The sequence below is a fragment of the Lentzea sokolovensis genome (assembly GCF_033949975.1).
GTDB lineage: Bacteria > Actinomycetota > Actinomycetes > Mycobacteriales > Pseudonocardiaceae > Lentzea > Lentzea sokolovensis.
On the sequence record NZ_JAXAVU010000004.1, the window covers coordinates 525268 to 544146 of the forward strand.

Here is an 18879-nt window from a genome sequence, read left to right on the forward strand (position 1 = left end):
ATGCCGTATGGACTTCCGACTCTGGCGGTTCCGGATCGAGGAGTGGCGGGCCGACAGGGACTTCAGCCACCGGAACCGTCGCAAGTGGACCAGGACGTCGCGTACCGCAGCCGCGCTCTCCCCGAACTCAACGCCATCAACCGGCTCGCGGGCGAGTGAGCCTCAGGCTCGTCCGTACGCCTGCCTCGCGAGTCGGGCGCCGCAAGGGACTCGACGAGACCGGCTCTGTCGAGTGCCTGCAACCGGTGGTGCAGAAAGGTCTGTGGCAGGTCGTAACTCGCGGCCGGCGCGGCGGTGCTCACCGGACGGTCGTCGCCGACCCACGCGACGGACAGCAGCACGTGCACGGCCCACTCGACGCCCTGCTTCATCCGCACCGGCCGATGCCAGGAATCTGGACCTCGAACGTCAAGTTTCACCCGGTGAGGACGAGGTCCGGTTCGAACGCTCGCAGCAGCAGGTCGCGCATGCGATCGGACCGCATCTCGGTCGACGACGCGAGGATCTGGACCGCCAGCCCGTCAGCCATCGCGATGAAACGATCGGCGAGAGCCTCGACGTCGGCGCCACCGCACAGGCCTTCCGCGCGGCACTCCCCCAGCAAGTCCACGACGACGCGGCGCCAGTCCGAGTAGACCAGGCGCTGGACCGGGCGCAGCCGCGGTTCGAGCATCGCCTGACTCCAGAACTGGACCCACACCGACCACTCGTCCACGTCGTCGGTGCCGAGCGGGAGCTGGACCTCGACCAACCGGCGGAGCTTGTCGCGCGCCGAGGTGGCCTGGCTGAACTCCCGTTCCACGCGGACGCGGAACCGTCGGGCGTAGTGCTCCATCGCGGCGTGCAGGACCGCTTCCTTGGTCGGGAAGTGGTAGTGCACGGTCGCGGTGCTGGTGCCGCAGTGGCGTGCGATGTCGGACACGCGCACGTTGTGATAGCCGCGCCGGGCGATCAGCACGGTGGCGGCGGCGAGGATCTGGTCGCGGCGTTCCTGCGCCGTCACAGCTTCCGCGCGATCGCGTACGACATGGGGCGCAACGGGTTCCGGGCCGGCGCCCCGCGTCAGGTAGGCGACCGTCACGGAGCAGACCTGGGCGATGGCCGCGATCTCCTCGTCGCGCAGCCGCCTCGTGCCGCGCAGGGCCTTGGACAACGCCGTCGGGTCCATGCCGATGCGCACGGCCAGTTCGCGCTGCGACAGCGTCACCGCCCGCAGCGCCGTCCGCACGCGCGAGGACAAGCCGGTCATCTGGCGATCTTCAACGCGGTCATCACCTCATCGGCGGCCCGCTCGCCGGAGGTGATCGCGCCATCGACGTAGCCGTTCCAGACCGACGCGGTCTCGGTGCCCGCCCAGTGCACGTTGCCGGTCGCCGCACGCCAGCCGTGCTCGCCGTATTCGCTCCAGCCACCGGGGTACACGAAGCACGCGTAGCCGCCGATGGTCCAGCCGTCCTCGGACCAGGCCATCTCGGCGTAGTCGATCGGCATGCGCGCACGGGTTCCGGCAACCTCGGCCAGCGCCGTGAGAACGTCGGCACGCCGGACCGAGTCGGGCGCGGCGGCCCAACGGTCGACACGGTCGCCGTAGATGAACGCGACGAGCACGCCGCGTGATGCGTCCTCAGGCGAGTTGTCGAACACGACGCCCACCGGGTTGCGGTTGTAGAGGGTGGCGATGCCGGAGCGATCCTTCTTGCGCCAGAACGGTTCCTCGTAGATCGCGTGGATCTTCGCGACCCGTCCCATCGGCGTGTGACCGGTCCAGCCGCGACGCGCCTGCGGCAGCACGGGCTCGAACGTGATCCGCCCCAACGCCGCCGGGGGCACGGTGACGATCGCCCGCCGTGCGCGGACCACTCCCTTGCCGGTCACCACTTCGACGCCGTCGGAAACGTGCCGGATCTCCCGCACCGGCTCGTCCAGCCGCACGACACCGGGCATCGACGCGGCCAACGCCCGCGCGAGCGCGTCCGCGCCGTCGGCGAAACGGGACTCCTGCGCGCTTCCGGTGGTCTCCATCAGCTGCCCACACCCGCCCGCCGAGGCCACGTAGAACAGCACGTGGAAGAACGAGATCTCCCTCGGCTCGCAGCACCACACGCCCTGCACGGCGAGCGCCAGCCTGCGCAACGCGTCCTCGTCGCTGGTCTGCGAACCGAAGAACTCCTCGGCGGAGAACGCGTCGAACTCGGCGAACCGCGGCGTGAGCCACGGCCGTTCCAGGTCGACGGTCAACGCGAGGTCGTCGAGCGACTTGATCACGCGGTGGTAGTCGTCGACACCGGGACCGGACCTCGGCACGGCGCCGGAGTAGTCGGTGCGGGTGTCGTCGTGCCACACCTCGACGTGCTGGCCGGTCTCCCACGTCGGGAACGTCGCGCAGCCGAACTTGGCCGCGAGCTCGTGAAAACGCTTCTGCGCCGGGCCGATCCACTGTCCACCGTGGTCCACGCGCACCCCGGACGACAGTTCCTCGCTGAACACCCGGCCGCCCACCCGATCAGCGGCCTCCAGCACGACGACGGCGAGTCCGGCGGCCGTGAGCCGGGACGCGGCGGCCAGTCCCGCGTAGCCGGCACCGACGATCACGACGTCGGTAGAACGCTGCTCCAGTCCAGTCACGCCGCACACGATTGGGCAACGCTGACCCACCAGTCAAGCTCCGGGCGAAAATTGCGATCCGGCCGCCTACCGAGGCGGGAGGATCCGGTGGATCACGGGCAGCACGAGCGATCTCGGCGGATCCCAGACGTGCCGATCCTCGAACGGCCACGCGTAGATCAGGGCGCCGTCGCGGACGCAGTCGAGCAGCCCCGGCGCCTCGAGTTCGCGCGCCGACCACTCGTAGAGCCGCTGCATCCTCGGCACGATCATGCCGAAGTCGACGAGACGGGCGAATCCGTGTTCCTGGGCGAGGTAGTACCGGACGTCGTCGCGCAGCGGGTACTCGTCCGGGAGCACGCGGGAGAGCTGCAGGAAGATCCCGGTCATGCCCAGCCTCGGGTCGCCGAGCAACGGCGCGAGCGCGCGCATCCAGCCCAATGACATCCGCGGCGCGGCCACCAGGGCGTGCGTGTAGAGCACCCGGCACAGGATGACGTTCATGAAGAACCGCTCGGGCTCGCTCTCGGCCTCCGCGAGCGAGCGGTGCTCCAGGTAGGCGGCGACCACGCTCCCGTTGTGCGCGCGGTACCAGGCCTCCGCGGTGGGGTTCAACGCGAACGCCAGCCACTGGGCGGCCGAGTGCGACGACGGCGGGCCACCCAGCCCGCCGCTCAGACCGACCGCCTCGCACCCGTCGCGGAGGATGCGTTCGTTCACCTCACGCCACCACGGGCTGCCCGGCCGCGCGTGGAACGCGGGTTGCAGCACGCCGCGCCCCAGCTGCCAGCGCATGAACGACCGCGCCGCCCGCCGGAACGGCAGGTGCCGGGGCGCCTGGCCGAACGGGCCGTAGTAGCAGCGTTCCATCAACGCCAGCCGACCGGCTGGGTCGTCGCGGACCATCGCCACCCGCTGGTCGGCCCAGTCCGCGGCCTCCGCCATCACGCTAGAACTGGTCGCCGCTCGTCAGCTGGTGCTCCATCGCGTCCGCACGGCCGACCAGCAGCGCGAGCGGGCGTTCGAACTCCTCGCGGACGCTCAGGTCCTCCAGCGGCACCACGTGCTTGAGCAACGCGAGACCGTCCACCACGGCCGCTCCGCCGACCTGCGGCTCGCCCGCGAGTTCGAGGAACCGGCGCAGGTCGACGTCGGCGGCACGACCGACCGGCGAGGAGATCTCCACCCACGCCGTGCCGTCGAGGTCCGGCAGGTGGTGCACGGAGACCTGCTGCGTCCGCTCGCCGTCCGTGGCGAGCCGGAACCGCAACCACGCGTCGGTCTCCTCCAGCACCTCGTACCGCAGCCGAACATAGTTGATCACTTCGACCCAGGACGTCACGCCCGGTTCCGCCTCTCTCACGGCTTCTTCCATCACCACCGTAATGCGGACACAGGGCGTTCGTGTTGCTTTGGACGATCGTGTCGAGACGGTGTCACAACCGGGCGGAGAGGTGTGTCCGACCCTTTCGCACGCACATTTCGAGCGAAAGGGTCGGACGGCATGATCAAGACTGATGTCCTGGATCTCCCGCCACGAGCAGGGCGGCGGGCCAGCGGTGGCGTTCCCTTGCTGGACCCGGCCGCGCCGTGCCAGTGCTCGAAGCGGATCACGTACGGCATCTCGAACGGATGGGTCGAGCCGACGGCACCGCTGCCAGCGCCCACGCGACCCGCGGAACGGCCAAGGTCGCCACGGATCTCGGCTACCAGGTCGTCGCCAAGGTCCACTGCTACTACTACTTGACCTCTCTCCCAGCTGAGGCAGGGAGATTCTTCCCTCGCGGGTCGAGTTTTCTGCTTCGCAGCCCGTTGCCGCCTGGGGTTACCAGCACAGGGACGGTGTACCGCCCACGGTCTTGCACGAGCTCCAAAGACCTGACACCCCACCAGCCCGGCGGTAGACCCGGCCTACTTGGTTGTCGTCGACCGGGCGCAAGAGCTCTACAAGCCGCTCCGCCAACCGCTCAACCTGGGGGGTCGAAGCCGAACTGGACCAGCAGCGAACCGGCGACGAGCAGTGAGAGCCCGGCGACGCGAGCGGGCGTGAACGGCCTGCGCGGCATCCGGAACAGTCCGCGGTGGTCGATCAACGCCGAGGCGAGCTGCTGCCCGGTGACGGTCAGCACCACGGTGGTCGCGGCGCCGATCTCCGGGATGAGCAGGAACGTCGCGGTGACGTAGGCCGCCGCGCACCCGCCGCCGAGCCAGCCCCACCACGGCATGTCCTTGAGGGGCACCAGGTTCGGCGGCGGCGTGCGGTTGAACAGCAGCACCACCGCGATGGCGAGCGTCGCCACGACGAAACTGATCAGGGCGACGGCGAGCGGCGCGTGCAGGTCGGCGCGCAACCGGGCGTTGATCGCCCCCTGCACCGGGAGCACGGCACCCGCGACGACGCCGAGGCCGGTCCAGCCCACGTGTCTGGTCTTCGGCCGGGTGATCACGGTGATCCCCGCGAGCACCGCCACGGCACCGATCACGATGCCCGCGGAGAGCGGCTTCTGGTGCAGGCCGAGCAGCCCGAACAGATCCAGTACCACTGACGCGAACATCTGACCGGTCACGAAGAGCCCGACGGCGGCGAGCGCGCCCAGCCGCGGGAACAGCAGGATGCCGCTGGTGATGTAGAGCGGGCTGGCCAGCCCGCCCAGCAGGTGCCAGGGCTCGACGTCCGGCACCAGCGCCACCGCGCCGATCGTCCCGGTCGCCACCGCGAGCACGGCGAGCACCGCCGCGGCGAGACCCAGTTGCAGCGCCGACGCCCCGTAGGGCGTGCCGGCCGCCTTGGTGAGCTGCAGGTTCGCCGACGCCTGCACGGCGAGAAGGCACCCGACGAGCAGCGCTGCCCCCAGTAACGCGAAGTACACGACAACCCCCAATAAGTGGACACAGTGTCCGCTAATCCAGGGTAGGCACGAAGTGGACGCGCTGTCCACTTGTTCGGTGATCGCGTACGATCCGTTCATGGTCATCGGGCAGCCACCGGCCAGGGAACGCGCCGACGCCGCGCGCAACCGGGCGCGCGTGCTGGCCGCCGCCGAGGAGCTGTTCGCGGCCAAGGACGCCCGCCAGGTCACGATGGACGAGATCGCGCGTGCCGCCGGCGTCGGCCGCGCCACCCTGTACCGCCGCTACCCCGACCCGGCCTCCGTCGCCGCGGCCCTGCTGGACGAGCACGAACGCTTGCTGCAGGAACAACTGATGGGCGGTCCCCCGCCGCTGGGCCCCGGCGCGCCACCGGCCGAGCGGCTCGCGGCGTTCTACGCGGCCATGACGGGCCTGCTCGAACGGCACCTGCACCTGGCGCTCGGAGCGGAGACCGGCGACGCCCGGTTCCGCACCGGCGCCTATGGTTTCTGGCGGCTGCACGTGCTGGCGCTGCTGACCGAGTCGGCCGCACCGGACCCGAACGCCCTGGTCGAGGTGCTGCTCGCACCGCTGGCCCCCGAGCTCTACCAGGAACAACGACGGCGCGGCCTGTCACCGCACCAGATCACGGCCTCGCTCACGTGGCTGAGCCGACTGCTGAACACCTGAGAACGAAGGCGGATTCGAGCGTGGCCACTGCCAATGAGAGCGCCGTGAAACTCGCGGTGCTCATCGACGCGGACAACGCCCAGCCCTCGATCACCGAGGCACTGCTGGCCGAGATCGCCAAGTACGGCACCGCGCACGTCAAACGCGCGTACGGCGACTGGACCGGCACCAGCCTGAAGGGCTGGAAGGACCACCTGCTGGCCCAGTCGATCCAGCCCATCCAGCAGTTCGCGTACACGACCGGCAAGAACGCGACCGACGCGGCGATGGTCATCGACGCGATGGACCTGCTCTACTCCGACCGCTTCGACGGCTTCTGCATCGTCTCCAGCGACTCGGACTTCACCCGCCTCGCCGCCCGCCTGCGCGAGTCCGGCCTCACCGTCTACGGCTTCGGCGAACGCAAGACGCCCAAGCCGTTCGTCGCGGCCTGCGACAAGTTCGTCTACGTCGAGAACCTCGCCTACCCGGAGGCCGCGACCCCGGCAGAGACCCCGCTGCTGCCGAAGTCGACGACGTCGGCCGCCCAGCTCAAGGGCGACACGACGCTGGTCAAGCTGCTGCGCAACGCCGTCGAGGCGGCGTCCGACGACGACGGGTGGGCGACGCTCTCCGCCGTCGGCAGCATCATCACCAAGCAGCGCCCCGAGTTCGACTCCCGCACGTACGGCTACTCGAAGCTCAGCGACCTGATCACCGCGACCACGCTGTTCGAGGTCGACCGCCGCGGGCCGCGCGAGGGCAAGCAGTCGGCGGTCTACGTGCGGGACCGCCGACGCTGACGCCCTTCGATCAACGCCAGCCGAGCGCCGGTGCCACGTGCGTGAGGATGTTCTCCAGCACGTGCACGTTGAACTCGACGCCGAGCTGGTTGGGCACGGTGAGCAGGAGCGTGTCGGCCTCCGCGATGGCCTCGTCCTCCGCGAGCTGCTCGACCAGCACGTCCGGCTCGGCCGCGTAGGACCGGCCGAAGATCGCCTTGTTCGGCCCGTCGATGAAGCCGATGGAGTCGGTGCTCCTGCCGTCGGCGCCGAAGTACGCGCGGTCGAGGTCCGTGGTGAGCGCGAAGATGCTGCGCGACACCGAGACCCGCGGCTCGTGCTCCCAGCCCGCCTCGGTCCAGGCCTTGCGGAACGCCCTGATCTGGTCGGCCTGCTGGACGTGGAACGGCGCGCCGCCCTCGTCGAACTTCAGCGTCGAGCTCATCAGGTTCATGCCCTGCTTCGCCGCCCACACGGCGGTGCCGTTGGAACCGGCGCCCCACCAGATCCGGTCGCGCAGACCCGGCGCGTGCGGTTCGACGCGCAGCAGGCCGGGAGGGTTCGGGAACATCGGGCGGGGCGCGGGTTCCGCGAAGCCTCCGCCTTCCAGGACCTTCAGGAACAGCTCGGTGTGCATGCGGGCCATGTCGGCGTCGGTCTGGCCCTCCGCGGGCTGGTAGCCGAAGTGCCGCCACCCGTCGACGACCTGCTCGGGCGATCCCCGGGAGATGCCGAGCTGGAGCCTTCCGCCGGCGATGAGGTCGGCGGCGCCGGCGTCCTCGACCATGTACATCGGGTTCTCGTAGCGCATGTCGATCACGCCGGTGCCGATCTCGATGCGGTCGGTCTTCGCGCCGATCGCGGCGAGCAGCGGAAACGGCGAGGCGAGCTGCCGCGCGAAGTGGTGCACGCGGAAGTAGGCGCCGTCCGCGCCGAGCTCCTCCGCGGCCACCGCGAGGTCGATCGACTGCAGCAACGTGTCCGCCGCCGACCTCGTCTGCGAGTGCGGGCTGTCCGTCCAGTGCCCGAACGACAGAAAACCGATCTTCTTCATGCCCTCCAAGATAGTTCAATCTTCAAGTAAATGCCCATGACGCGTGCGTCACGCCCGGCGGAGCAGCCGATGCGTGCGCCGGACCGCCGCCAGCCGCTCGTCCCCGTTGATCGCGAGCGCGCGGACCACCGGGTCGTCGGGGCCCCTGCGCTGCCGGATCTCGGCCAGCCTGCCGTGCACCGTCGTCGGATGGCCGTCGGGGCCGGTGCTCATGTCGCAGTACCAGAGCGCGTCGCGGAGCCGGCCGCGGTGGTCCGGGAACTCCCCCAGGCCGCCGGCGAGCCCGACCAGCCCGGCGACCGCCGCCGCGCCCGAGTGGTGGGCCACCAGGCCGCAGATCCGTTCCGAGACACCCGCCCGGCGCAGGTAGCGCGCGCCGTCGAGTGAGTGCAGGCCCGTGTCGGCCAACTCGGCCGCGTAGCCGATGTCGTGCACCCACGCCGCTGCCACGAGCAGCTCGCGCTCCTCTTCGGGCAGCACCCGTGCGACGTGTTCGGCACGACGCGCCACACCGGCCGTGTGCGCCCAACGGCGTGGCAGCTCCACGGCGAGCAGGCGGCGGGCCGTGTTGCGCGCCCAGCTCGACAGGAACGTCCCTGGCGTCTCCTGCGCCGGGAACGCCCGTGCGGAGGCTCGCACCTCGCGGGCCACGAACAACGGCACGTAGTCCTGCAGCCGTGCGCCGCCGAACCGCGCTCGCGCCCGTTCGATCCACTCGTGCACGAGGCTCGGCGGCACGTCGTGGAACTCGCGGACCAGCCGGGACTCCAGACGCCGGATCCGGTCGTCTACCTGGCTCACAACCTCCGCCGTGATCGTCACGCCGTCCACGGTAAGCCCTCCCACCGGATGGTGAGAGGGCCCTTCGAAGGGTTCTACCGAACGCCGCGCAGGCGGAGCAGTTCGGCGCGGGCGTGGGCGACCTCGTTCGTCCCGTTCCCCTGACCGCGAGCGAGTTCGCGGGCGAGATCGGCCGCCGCGTCCAGCAGGTGCCGTGCCCTGCTCCGGCCGTGCACCAGCTTCCGGAACGCCTTGCGGTCCTTCCCGGCACCACTGACCGCCGCGAGCAGCGCGGGGTCGATGACGCCGGCATCCGACTCGGGCTGCAGCAGCTGGCGAACCCAGATCCGTTCCTGCCTGGCCGCGTGCCGCGCGACGTAGAAAAGGGTGAGGAGCTCGACGACCGCGATCACGAAGGGCAGCACGACCGCGAGAAGCGCGTTGCCGCCGCTCAGGCCACCCATGTCGTCCCACGCGAAGTGGAACACCATCGCGGTCAGCATCGTCAGGACGCCGCGCGGCACGTTGCGCTCGCCCGGCGTGCGGCCGAGGACCCACATCAGGCCCGCGCAGAAGATGGCGCTGAACAAGGCGTGCGACACGATGCCGGCCGCGCCGCGGATCAGGAAGATCTGGAACGACGAGGTGATCTGGTCGGCGCCGAAGGTCTGCGCCGCGCCGTTGTAGACGTAGAGCACGTCCTCGAAGACCTGGAAGCCCAGGCCGATGAACGCGCCGATGATGAAGCCGTCGTAGGCGCCGCGCACCAGGCGCGGGGCGAGACCGATCAGCAGGACCAGGCCCAGTGCCTTGCCGAACTCCTCGTTGATCGGCGCGGTGAGGCCGGCGGCCCAGTCGGCGGCGAAGGCCGTGCCGCCGACCTTCGTCCAGATCTCCAGCAGCGCGGTGTTCGCCGGCAGCGCGATCCAGAACGGCGCCGCGAGCCCACCCCAGACGAACGCCGTCGCGAGGAGGGCGGCGGGTTGTGCGGTGTAGCGGTTCTGGTGGCGCAGGAGCAACAGCCACGGCACCAGGTACAGGCCGAACAGGAGCACACCGCCGGTCAGCGCCGGGCTGTAGAAGTGCGCGCCGGGGCCGAAGTAGCGCAGCACCGCCAGCGCGCCGCCGCCCACGCCCAGCAGGTATACCCAGAACGCCAGGTTGCGCGGCTGCACGAGCCGGAACGGCTGCCCCCAGCCCGACTGCTCGATCGCGGCGAGCTGCGCGGTCTTCGCTTCGGATGTCATCGTCATCGGACCGCTCCCGGGGTGATGCTGCGCAGGAACGTGCCCACGGTGTCCTGCAGACGTTCGAACTGTCCCGGCACCGTGCGGACCCTGACCAGCAACGCGGGCGCCGCCTCGGCCTCACCGGATGCGACGGCCATCTTGAACGCGACGTCGAGCGCGTCCCCGTTCGGCGAGGTGCTGCCCTGCGCGACGCCGGTCAGCCCACTCGCCGTGGTCACCGTGCCGCGCGACCCGTCGACCCCTGGCGGACTGCCTTCCGAGCGCTGGACCTGGTCGAGGAACGCGTCCGCGGTCCCGGTGAACGAGGTGCCCCGCAGTGTGATCGCCGCGCCGCCCGCCGCCAGTTGCACCTGAAGGCTGGACGGGGACACCGAGCCGGTGCCGGCCAGCATGCCGCCCTCGAGCTGCCAGCCCACCGGCGGCACGGCGGTCGCGCCGTCGCCGAGGTCCAGCACGTCACCGGCGCGGATCTCGTTGTGCCACGGGATGACCGCGTTGAGGGCCGGCAGTCCGCACAGGAGCAGCAGTGCGATCACCAGGACGCTCAGGGCGGGCGCGAACGTCCGCCGGTCCAGTCCGAGGAACCGGTGCTCGACCGGCACCCACCCTCGCGGTGCTGTGTCCGTCATCCCAGAGCCTCTCTCACGACCGTGCCCGGAACCACTTGACCACAAAAGGCCGGACCCGGCAGGGCGTGATCGCGCCACTTTCCGGTCATGGCGCCCTTCGACCCGCGAGCGTTCTTCAACGAGGGCCGCGATTTTCAGTTGCTCGGCGAGCACGGCTACCAGGTCACCCGGATCGACGCCTCGACCTGGTCCGGCCTGGAGGACCTTCATCGTGACGTGGCCGCCGCACTCGACTTCCCGGACCACTACGGCCGCAACTTCAACGCTCTCAACGACTGCCTGCGAGACGTCGTCCACCAGCACCACGGATGGACACCGGGCACGACGGGCCTCGCCCGAGGCCTGGACCACGCTGGACCTCATCGCGAAGTGCTCCCGCGCGGCCTCCCTCTTCGGCCGCCGTCTCCTGTGCCTGGTCCAGAGCAACGACCCGAACGTCCGGTTCGAGCCCGTCGGGGCGATGACGCCGCACTGGAACGACGCCGAGTGGCTCCGCTCCGCCCGCTGATCAGGTCAGAGCGGTGATCACCTGATCGGAGCTGACCGGCAGCGAGAACATCGGGTAGTCGTACGTGATCGCGTTGTCGTGCTCCGCGACCGACGTGGCCGCGACGCAGTCGGTGAGTGTGATGACGCGGTAGCCGTTCTCGTAGCCGGTGCGCATGGTCGACTCGACGCAGCAGTTGGTGAGGAACCCGCCGAGCACGATCGTCGTGATGCCCTTGCTGCGCAGGATGAAGTCGAGGTTGGTGCTGGCGAACGTGTCCAGCCCGCGCTTGCCCTCCACCACGATGTCACCGGGCTGCGGCGCGAGCTGGTCGGTGATCGCGGCGCCCCAGCTGTCCTTGACGAACGCGTTGCCGTCCACGACGCCCTTGAGGATGCCGTACGGATGCGCGGAGATCTCGTGGTAGCCCTGCGCGAACGTGATGGGCGCGTGCATGATCGTCGCGCCGGCGGCGCGGGCCGCCGAGACGACCGCGATGGTCCTGTCGAGCATCCCGGTCTTGTCCATCACCTCCGACACCGCGCCGTGCAGCACGCCGCCCTCGGTGGTGAAGTCGTTCTGGTACTCGATCAGGACCACCGCGGTCGTCTTCGGGTCCAGCGTCAGTTCGCTCATGGCCCCATCCAACGTTCGCCCCGAACCGCGAGGCAATCGCCAGACCGGGTGTTCAGCTGTTCGTGGAGTACGAGTGCGCGCCCGTGCCGACGAGCTTGCCGGCCTCCACGATCAGGTACTCGTCGCGGATCGGCGTGCCCGCGAAGAACGACTCCAGGATCTCCCTGGTGCCGGCCGCGTACCGGGCCTGCGCGGACAGCGAACTGCCGGAGATGTGCGGGGTCATGCCGTGGTGCGGCATCGTTCGCCACGGGTGGCCGGACGGCGCGGGCTGCGGGAACCACACGTCGCCGGCATATCCCGCGAGCCGGCCGCTTTCCAGGGCGCGCACCACGGCGTCGCGGTCGGCGATGCGGGCGCGAGCGGTGTTGATCAGGTAGGCGCCGCGCTTCATCGTCGCGATCAGGTCGTCGTCGAACAGCCCCTCGGTCTCGGGGTGCAGCGGCGCGTTGATCGTCACGACGTCGCAGTGCGGCACCATGTCCGCCGTCGACTCGTGGAACGTCAGGCCGAGCTCGCGCTCGACGCTCTCGGGCAGGCGGTGCCGGTCGGTGTAGTGCAGGCGCATGTCGAACGGTGCCAGGCGTTTCAGCACCGCGAGGCCGATGCGTCCGGCCGCGACCGTGCCGACGTGCATGCCCTCGACGTCGTAGGAACGGGCTACCGCGTCGGCGATGTTCCAGCCGCCGTCCAGCACGATCTGGTGCGCGGGAACGAAGTTCCGCACCAGGTTCAGGATCGACATCACCACGTGCTCGGCGACGCTGATGCTGTTGCAGTACGTCACTTCCGCCACCGTGACGCCGTGCTCGATCGCCGCGTCCAGGTCGACGTGGTCCGAACCGATGCCTGCTGTCAGCGCGAGCTTCAGCTTCGGCGCGCGGGCGAACCGTTCCGCGGTCAGGTAGGCGGGCCAGAACGGCTGGGAGATGACGACGTCCGCGTCCGTCAGTTCGCGGTCGAACTCCGAGTCGGGGCCTTCCTTGTCGGACGTGACGACGAGGGTGTGGCCCTGGCTCTCCAGGTACCGGCGCAGGCCGAGCTCACCGGACACGCTGCCGAGCAGGTGGCCCGGCGTGAAGTCGACGGCGGACGGCGCCGGCAGCGTCTGGCCGCCCGGGTAGCCGTCGAGGTGCGGCAGGTCGTTCCGCGCGTAGGTGGACGGACAGCCGTTGACCGGGTCGTCGTAGAGCACGCACAGGACCTTCGCCATTGCAGGTCTCCCGTTCGGAAGTCGTTGTGGTACCTCGACTTTCCTCCCGGAATCGGCACGCTGTCCAAGCGAACGTTCCTATCGCGTCATAGCCGCCGGCTATCAGACCGGATAGACGTGGACCTCGGTCGCCTTCACCGCCGCCCACAGCTCGTCGCCGGGACGCAGCCGCAGCTCGGCGAGCGTGGCCGTGGTGATGTCCGCGAGCACGTTCGGCGCGCCGTCCAGGCGGACCCGGGTCGTGTGCGCGTGCTGTTCGATCGCGGCGACCGTGACCGGCCAGACGTTGCGCGGACTGCCTTCCGGCTTCGCGGCGTGCAGGCTCACGGCGTTGGGCGGGAACACGACGTGCACCGGACCGTTGACAGGCCTGGGAATCGTGAGCCGACCACCTCCGTCCAGGTCGACGTCGGTGCTCGATGCCGTGCCGCGGTAGAAGTTCAGGCCGACGAGGTTCGCGACGTAGTCGGTGCGCGGCTGGCGGGCCACCTCCGCGGGTGGGCCGGACTGCACGGCACGGCCGCCTTCCAGGATCACCAGCCGGTCCGCGAGCACCATGGCGTCCAACGGATCGTGCGTCACCAGCAGCGTGTGACCGCCGAAGTCCGCGAGGTGACGGCCCAGCTCCGTTCGGACCTGCAGGCGGGTGCTCGCGTCCAGCGCGGCGAGCGGTTCGTCGAGCAGCAGCAGGCTCGGGCCGGTCGCCAAGGCTCGTGCCAGAGCTACTCGCTGGGCCTGACCTCCTGACAGGGAGCGAGGTTTCGCCTGCGCGTACCCGTTCAGCCCGACCCGGTCGAGCCAGCGCGACGCCTCGGCTCGCGCTTCGGCCCGGCGGGTGCCACGGGCCCTGAGTCCGAATGCGACGTTCTCCAGCGCGGACATGTGCGCGAACAGCAGGTAGTCCTGGAACACCACGCCGATCGGCCGGTTCTCGGCGGGCACGAAGCCCGCACCGTCCCAAGTGGACTCGCCGACGGTGATGTGCCCGGAGTCCAGCGGAAGCAGCCCGGCGAGGGCGCGCAGCGCGGTGGACTTGCCCGCTCCGTTCGGGCCGAGGAGCGCGACGACCTCGCCCGGCGCGATGGTCACGTCGAGGTCGAGGGAGAACGTGCCACGCGTGACGCGCAGCTCCGCGTCGAGGGTCATGTCGGCCCGCTGATCCACCGGTCGCGAAGACCGGCCAGCACTCCGACGGACACCAGCAGCAGGACGATGCTCAGCACGATCGCCGCGTCCGGATCCGTTTCCAGGGCGAGGTAGACCGCCAGCGGCATGGTCGTCGTCTCGCCGGGGAAGTTGCCCGCGAACGTGATCGTCGCACCGAACTCCCCCAGCGCCCGCGCCCAGCACAACACCGCGCCCGCCACCACGCCCGGCAGCACCGACGGCAACGTCACCCGCCGGAACGTCAGCCACTTCGAGGCGCCCAGCGTGGCCGCCGCCTCCTCGTAACGCGGATCGGCGGCCCGCAGCGCGCCCTCGACCGAGATCACCAGGAACGGCATCGCCACGAACGCCTCGGCGACGACGACCCCGGCCGTGGTGAACGGCAACGAGATGCCGAACCACGCGTCGAGGTGCTCCCCGATCAGGCCGCGCCGGCCGAGCACGAGCAGCAGCGCGACACCTCCGACGACCGGTGGCAGCACGAGCGGCACGGTGACGAGCGCGCGCAGGAACCCCCGTCCCGGCAGGCCGGAGCGCGCCAGCAGCCAGGCCAGCGGGATGCCGAGGAACAGGCACAGCACCGTCGCCAGCGAGGCGCAGATCAGCGACAGCCGCAGCGCCTCGCCGACCTCGGCGCTGAGCAGCGTGGTCAGCGAGGCCCACGGCGTCTTGACGAGCAGCCCGGCGAGCGGCACCAGCAGGAACGCCAGCCCGAGCACGGCGGGCAGGACGAGAACGACGGGGAGCCGTCCCCGCACCCGGTTGCGCGTCACGGGTTGTCGAAGCCCGCCGCGCTCAGCACCGTGCGGCCCTTGTCGGACAGCACGAAGTCCACGAACGCCTTGGCCGTGGCGGCGTTGGGCGCCTTGGCCAGCGAGGCGATCGGGTAGTCGTTGACCACCTGCGCCGACTCGGCGAACTCGATGCCCTCGACCTTGTCGCCCGCGGCCCTCACGTCGGTCCGGTAGACGAGCGCGCCGTCGACCTCGCCGAGCGAGACCTTGGTGAGCACGGCCTTGACGTCCTGCTCCAGGGTGTCCGGCGCGGGCGTGACCTCGGCGAGCTCGAAGACCTTCTTCGACGCGGCGCCGCACGGCACCTGTTCCGCGCAGAGGGCGATCTTCTTGCCGGCGTTCGCGAAGTCCGCGAGTCCGGCGATCTTGCCGGGGTTGCCCTTGGGCACCGCGATCGCGAGCTTGTTCCTCGCGAACGTCCTCGGCGCGTCCGTGATCGTCTTGGTGTCGGTCACCTGCTTCATGTTCGCAGGCGCGGCCGAAGCGAACACATCGGCGGGAGCACCTTGGTTGAGCTGCTGGGCGAGCGCCGAACTGCCGCCGAAGTTGAACTTGACCTTCGTGCCGGGGTGGGCGGCCTCGAAGTCCTCGCCCAGCCGGGTGAACGTCTCCGTCAGCGACGCGGCCGCGAACACGGTGACGTCACCGGTGACCTTCGGCGCCTCCGAGCCCGACGCGGGCGCGGCGGCCTGCCCGCCGGAGCCGCACCCCGCGAGCACCAGCGCGGCCACGGCGACCGCACTGATGAGCCTGATGGACTTGCTCTTCCGCAGATTCGGCACCGTCACATCCTAGATGCCGTTTTCGCGGATGCAATCCACCCCTTGAGAGGCTTCTGCGGACCACGTCCGCGAGGCGGGGGCGTCGATCCGCGGTTCGCCCTAGGGTGGGCGGCATGGCGGAACTGCTGACCCTCGACGACGTCCGTGCCGCGGCCGAGGTGCTCGACGGGCGGGTGCTGCGCACCCCGACCCTGCCCTCTCCCGGTCTGTCCGCGCTGTTCGGCGTTCCGACGACGGTGAAGCTGGAGCTGCTGCAGCGCAGCGGCTCGTTCAAGACGCGCGGCGCGTTCGCCAAGATCCTCTCGCTGTCCGCCGAGGCGCGGGCGGCGGGCGTGGTCGGGGTCAGCGGCGGCAACCACGGGATCGCGCTGGCCGACGCCGCGCACGAACTCGGCGTCGCCGCGACCGTCGTGATGCCCTCCTCGGCGCCCGCTCGCTCCGTCGAGCTCGCTCGTGCGGCCGGCGCGGACGTGCGGCTCACCGACGGCCTGGCGGCGGCGTTCGCGCTGCTCAACGATCTGGTGACGGCGGGCGCGACACTCGTGCACCCCTACGATGATCCAATCGTGGTCGCCGGCCAGGGCACCGTGGGACTGGAGTTCGCGACCGACGCCCCGGACGTCACCGACGTGCTGGTGAGCATCGGCGGTGGAGGGTTCATCGCGGGCGTCGCGACGGCGTTCCACGCGCTCGTGCCCGGCGTTCGGGTGTGGGGCGTCGAGGTCGAGGGTGCCGACGCGATGCACCGGGCGCTGGCCGCGGGCGGGCCTGTCGAGATCGCGCCGACGTCGATCGTCTCGACCCTCTCGGCACCGCACGTGTCGCAGCTGACCTACGACCACGCCGTCGCGCTGGTCGAGGACGTCCTCGTGGTGTCCGACGCCGACGCCGTGCGGGGGTCGATCACGCTCGCGGAGACGCAGAAGGTGTGGGCCGAACCCGCCGCCGGATGCCTCGTCGCGGCCGCACGCACGGTGCTCGACCGGGTCGGTCCCGGCGCGCGGCTGGGCATCGTGGTGTGCGGCGGGAACACGACCTTCGCGGACGTCGTCCGCTGGACGGAGGCCTGAACAAGTGCGACACGACGATCCACTTGCGCACGCTGTCGTCCTCGCTGTCCGCGGCGGCGACCTGGCCACGTTGCGGCAGTTGCTGGCCGACCACGCCGGCCTGGCGACCGCGCGGATCGTCGATGACGGCGGGAACGCGCGAACCCTGTTGCACGTGCTGACGGACTGGCCCGCCCGGTGCCCTCACGGCGCGGAGACCCTGGCGCTGCTCGTCTCCGCGGGCGCCGACGTCAACGCACGGTTCCAGGGTGCACACAACGAGACGCCGCTTCATTGGGCCGCGAGCGCCGATGACGTCGTGGTGCTCGACGCACTTCTCGACGCGGGCGCGGACATCGACGCCGACGGCGCGGTGATCGGCGGTGGCACTCCCCTGGCCGACGCACGGGCGTTCGCGCAGTGGAATGCGGCTCACCGGCTCGTGGAGCGCGGCGCGACGGTCACGTTGACCGACGCCGCCACGCTCGGCCTGTCCGATCGGCTTGAGCGTCTTCTCGCCGGTGCTGCTGGAGAAGACGTCAACGCGGCGTTCTGGGGCGCGTGCCACGGTGGTCAACGGGAGTGCGCCGAGCGCTTGCTGGCGGCGGGTGCGGACGTCGACTGGCTTCCGCCGTGGGAACGCCTCACGCCGCTCGACGCCGCCGTGCGCAACGGATTTGAGGACGTCGCGGCGTGGTTGCGGAGTCGCGGCGGCAGGCCGGCGACGGGGTGACGCGCCCCTGTGCGTCCGGTTCCGAAGTCCGCGGACGCACAGGGACGTGCGTGGCGCCGTCCCGAGCCGGCTGAACCGCATCTGGCGGATCCGCGCGTTCTACATCCGCGCCGCACCACCGCATCGGATCGGTGCGACGGCCCGATCCACCCGATGGAGTGACCACCTGGGCTCGGGTTGATCTTCGCGAGCAATCCGTTCATCGGACGGCTTCGAAGTAGCAGAGTGAAACCGGGAAGAACGCGTGCGATCAACCCGCACCTGCTGACCGGTGCCCATGCCCTCGGCGCGCTCCCCGACGCCGAGCGAGTCGAGTTCGAGGCACACCTCGGCGTGTGTCCAGGCTGCGCGGACGAGGTGGCCGGACTGAGCGAGGCCGCGGCGCGGCTCGCCGGCGCTGTCGCGCACGTCGTTCCGAGCGCTCTCCGGCCACGGCTGCTGAACGCGGCCCGGCACGTCCGGCAGGTTCCGCCGGACTCCGAGATCACCACTGTTTTCTCGCGGCGGCAAGGCTTCCGGCACGCCGCGGCGCTCATCTCGGCCGCCTGCGTGGCCGCCGCCGCGGTGGCCGGTGTGCACGGCGCGCTGACCGCGTCGAGGATCGCCCCGGTCGTCGTCTCTCCGCGCACTCAGACGGGCGACCTCCTGGCGGCGCCGGATCTGCGGCTCGTCACCTCGGCCGCTGGTACCGCGGCGATGTCGCGCGGCCGCGACGAGATGCTCTTCCTGGCGGACGGCCTGCGCACGTTGCCACGCGGCCGCGTCTACCAGCTGTGGCTGGTGGACCGCCACGGTCCACGATCAGCGGGAACCCTGCGACCGGCGGGCACGGCGATGTCGCTGCTCGTGACCGGGATCGCGGGGGTCGGCGAAGCGCTTCTCACGGTCGAGCCCCTGGGCGGCTCACCAGGTCCGACGAGCGCGCCGGTCCTCACCCTCGACCTTCACTGAATCGGACGCCAATCCGATTCGACCGGAGCACCGAATGTCTTGTCGTGACCGATCACATCCTCGTCATCGGCTACGGCGACACCGGGCGCTGTGCCGTGAACTCGGTGCTGGCGTCCCAGCCGGACGCCCGGCTGACCGTGCTGGACATCGACGCGTTCGCGGTCGTCGAGGCCATGGCCAACGGCGCCACCGTGGTCCTCGGCGATGGACGGGACAGACGCGCGCTGGACGAGGCGGCGATCGACGCCGCCGATCGCATCATCGTGGCGGTGCCGGACGACCTCGCGGCGTTCCTCATCACGTGCGCCGTCCGGCCGTACAACCCCGACGCCGTGATCGTCGTCGTCATCCGCGAACAGGAGAACCACGCGCTGTTCCTGTCTTCAGACGCGACGTCCGTCCACATCAGACCTCCCGACGAGCGGACATGAGAAACTCCGGAAACAGCA

22 protein-coding genes are annotated in these 18879 nt (G+C 70.5%); 7 read left to right on the top strand and 15 right to left on the bottom strand.

Going from position 1 to position 18879, the window contains the following annotated elements; translation table 11 throughout:
• Positions 1-62: 62 nt before the first annotated feature.
• The 6 genes from SK854_RS07920 to SK854_RS07945 all read right to left on the bottom strand — a co-directional run bounded on the left by SK854_RS07920 (position 63) and on the right by SK854_RS07945 (position 5474).
• Positions 63-377, bottom strand: coding sequence for an Rrf2 family transcriptional regulator (locus SK854_RS07920; RefSeq protein ID WP_406601741.1), 315 nt, complete (start codon positions 375-377; stop codon positions 63-65).
• Positions 378-415: 38 nt separating this feature from the next.
• The gene (locus tag SK854_RS07925) at positions 416-1249 is read right to left on the bottom strand and encodes a TetR/AcrR family transcriptional regulator (protein ID WP_319974342.1); all 834 of its coding nucleotides are present in this window, start codon (positions 1247-1249) and stop codon (positions 416-418) included.
• Entirely contained in the window at positions 1246-2625 is a 1380-nt protein-coding gene (locus SK854_RS07930; RefSeq protein WP_319974343.1) for a flavin monoamine oxidase family protein, read from the bottom strand. The genes SK854_RS07925 and SK854_RS07930 overlap by 4 nt, the downstream gene beginning before the upstream one ends.
• 66 nt (positions 2626-2691) lie before the next feature.
• Positions 2692-3549 carry a hypothetical protein gene (locus SK854_RS07935; protein ID WP_319974344.1) on the bottom strand — a complete coding sequence of 286 codons (858 nt, stop codon included), beginning with the start codon at positions 3547-3549 and terminating at the stop codon, positions 2692-2694.
• A gap of 4 nt (positions 3550-3553) precedes the next feature.
• Positions 3554-3946: a hypothetical protein gene (locus SK854_RS07940; protein WP_319974894.1), complete on the bottom strand. Its 393-nt coding sequence runs from the start codon at positions 3944-3946 to the stop codon at positions 3554-3556.
• A 625-nt stretch (positions 3947-4571) separates the two neighbouring features.
• Complete coding sequence (locus SK854_RS07945) at positions 4572-5474, bottom strand: DMT family transporter (RefSeq protein ID WP_319974345.1); 903 nt, start codon at positions 5472-5474, stop codon at positions 4572-4574.
• 97 nt (positions 5475-5571) lie between these two features.
• Between SK854_RS07945 and SK854_RS07950 the strand changes: the two genes are divergently transcribed.
• Both SK854_RS07950 and SK854_RS07955 read left to right on the top strand, forming a co-directional pair.
• On the top strand, positions 5572-6144 hold the full coding sequence (locus SK854_RS07950) for a TetR/AcrR family transcriptional regulator (protein WP_319974895.1): 573 nt from the start codon (positions 5572-5574) through the stop codon (positions 6142-6144).
• Between the two features lie 20 nt (positions 6145-6164).
• Complete coding sequence (locus SK854_RS07955; protein WP_319974346.1) at positions 6165-6926, top strand: NYN domain-containing protein; 762 nt, start codon at positions 6165-6167, stop codon at positions 6924-6926.
• A 10-nt stretch (positions 6927-6936) separates the two neighbouring features.
• Here SK854_RS07955 and SK854_RS07960 read toward each other — a convergent pair whose 3' ends face one another.
• Genes SK854_RS07960 through SK854_RS07975 form a run of 4 tightly spaced genes read right to left on the bottom strand, consistent with a single transcriptional unit; the run spans position 6937 to position 10618 of the window.
• On the bottom strand, positions 6937-7959 hold the full coding sequence (locus tag SK854_RS07960; RefSeq protein ID WP_319974347.1) for an LLM class flavin-dependent oxidoreductase: 1023 nt from the start codon (positions 7957-7959) through the stop codon (positions 6937-6939).
• A gap of 48 nt (positions 7960-8007) precedes the next feature.
• Positions 8008-8781 carry an HD domain-containing protein gene (locus SK854_RS07965; RefSeq protein ID WP_319974348.1) on the bottom strand — a complete coding sequence of 258 codons (774 nt, stop codon included), beginning with the start codon at positions 8779-8781 and terminating at the stop codon, positions 8008-8010.
• Between the two features lie 53 nt (positions 8782-8834).
• Positions 8835-9992 (bottom strand): PrsW family intramembrane metalloprotease, encoded by a 1158-nt coding sequence (locus tag SK854_RS07970; protein WP_319974349.1) that lies wholly within the window; start codon positions 9990-9992, stop codon positions 8835-8837.
• The gene (locus tag SK854_RS07975) at positions 9989-10618 is read right to left on the bottom strand and encodes a hypothetical protein (protein WP_319974350.1); all 630 of its coding nucleotides are present in this window, start codon (positions 10616-10618) and stop codon (positions 9989-9991) included. The genes SK854_RS07970 and SK854_RS07975 overlap by 4 nt, the downstream gene beginning before the upstream one ends.
• A gap of 87 nt (positions 10619-10705) precedes the next feature.
• Between SK854_RS07975 and SK854_RS07980 the strand changes: the two genes are divergently transcribed.
• Positions 10706-11143 carry a barstar family protein gene (locus SK854_RS07980; protein WP_319974351.1) on the top strand — a complete coding sequence of 146 codons (438 nt, stop codon included), beginning with the start codon at positions 10706-10708 and terminating at the stop codon, positions 11141-11143.
• Here the strand turns inward: SK854_RS07980 and SK854_RS07985 are convergent.
• The 5 genes from SK854_RS07985 to modA all read right to left on the bottom strand — a co-directional run bounded on the left by SK854_RS07985 (position 11127) and on the right by modA (position 15697).
• Entirely contained in the window at positions 11127-11741 is a 615-nt protein-coding gene (locus tag SK854_RS07985) for a cysteine hydrolase (RefSeq protein ID WP_319974352.1), read from the bottom strand. The genes SK854_RS07980 and SK854_RS07985 overlap by 17 nt on opposite strands.
• A gap of 52 nt (positions 11742-11793) precedes the next feature.
• Entirely contained in the window at positions 11794-12954 is a 1161-nt protein-coding gene (locus SK854_RS07990; RefSeq protein ID WP_319974353.1) for an NAD-dependent formate dehydrogenase, read from the bottom strand.
• A gap of 102 nt (positions 12955-13056) precedes the next feature.
• Entirely contained in the window at positions 13057-14100 is a 1044-nt protein-coding gene (locus tag SK854_RS07995; RefSeq protein WP_319974354.1) for an ABC transporter ATP-binding protein, read from the bottom strand.
• Positions 14097-14894, bottom strand: a complete 798-nt coding sequence (modB, locus tag SK854_RS08000; protein ID WP_319974355.1) for a molybdate ABC transporter permease subunit — start codon at positions 14892-14894, stop codon at positions 14097-14099. The genes SK854_RS07995 and modB overlap by 4 nt, the downstream gene beginning before the upstream one ends.
• Positions 14891-15697, bottom strand: a complete 807-nt coding sequence (gene modA, locus SK854_RS08005) for a molybdate ABC transporter substrate-binding protein (protein WP_319974356.1) — start codon at positions 15695-15697, stop codon at positions 14891-14893. The genes modB and modA overlap by 4 nt, the downstream gene beginning before the upstream one ends.
• A gap of 113 nt (positions 15698-15810) precedes the next feature.
• Between modA and SK854_RS08010 the strand changes: the two genes are divergently transcribed.
• From SK854_RS08010 to SK854_RS08025, 4 genes are all read left to right on the top strand, one after another.
• A complete protein-coding gene (locus SK854_RS08010) occupies positions 15811-16767 on the top strand; it encodes a threonine ammonia-lyase (RefSeq protein ID WP_319974357.1) in 957 nt (318 codons plus the stop codon).
• A gap of 4 nt (positions 16768-16771) precedes the next feature.
• Complete coding sequence (locus SK854_RS08015; RefSeq protein WP_319974358.1) at positions 16772-17479, top strand: ankyrin repeat domain-containing protein; 708 nt, start codon at positions 16772-16774, stop codon at positions 17477-17479.
• 225 nt (positions 17480-17704) lie between these two features.
• A complete protein-coding gene (locus SK854_RS08020) occupies positions 17705-18430 on the top strand; it encodes an anti-sigma factor (protein ID WP_319974359.1) in 726 nt (241 codons plus the stop codon).
• Positions 18431-18474: 44 nt separating this feature from the next.
• Positions 18475-18861 (top strand): NAD-binding protein, encoded by a 387-nt coding sequence (locus SK854_RS08025; protein WP_319974360.1) that lies wholly within the window; start codon positions 18475-18477, stop codon positions 18859-18861.
• Positions 18862-18879 lie beyond the last annotated feature (18 nt).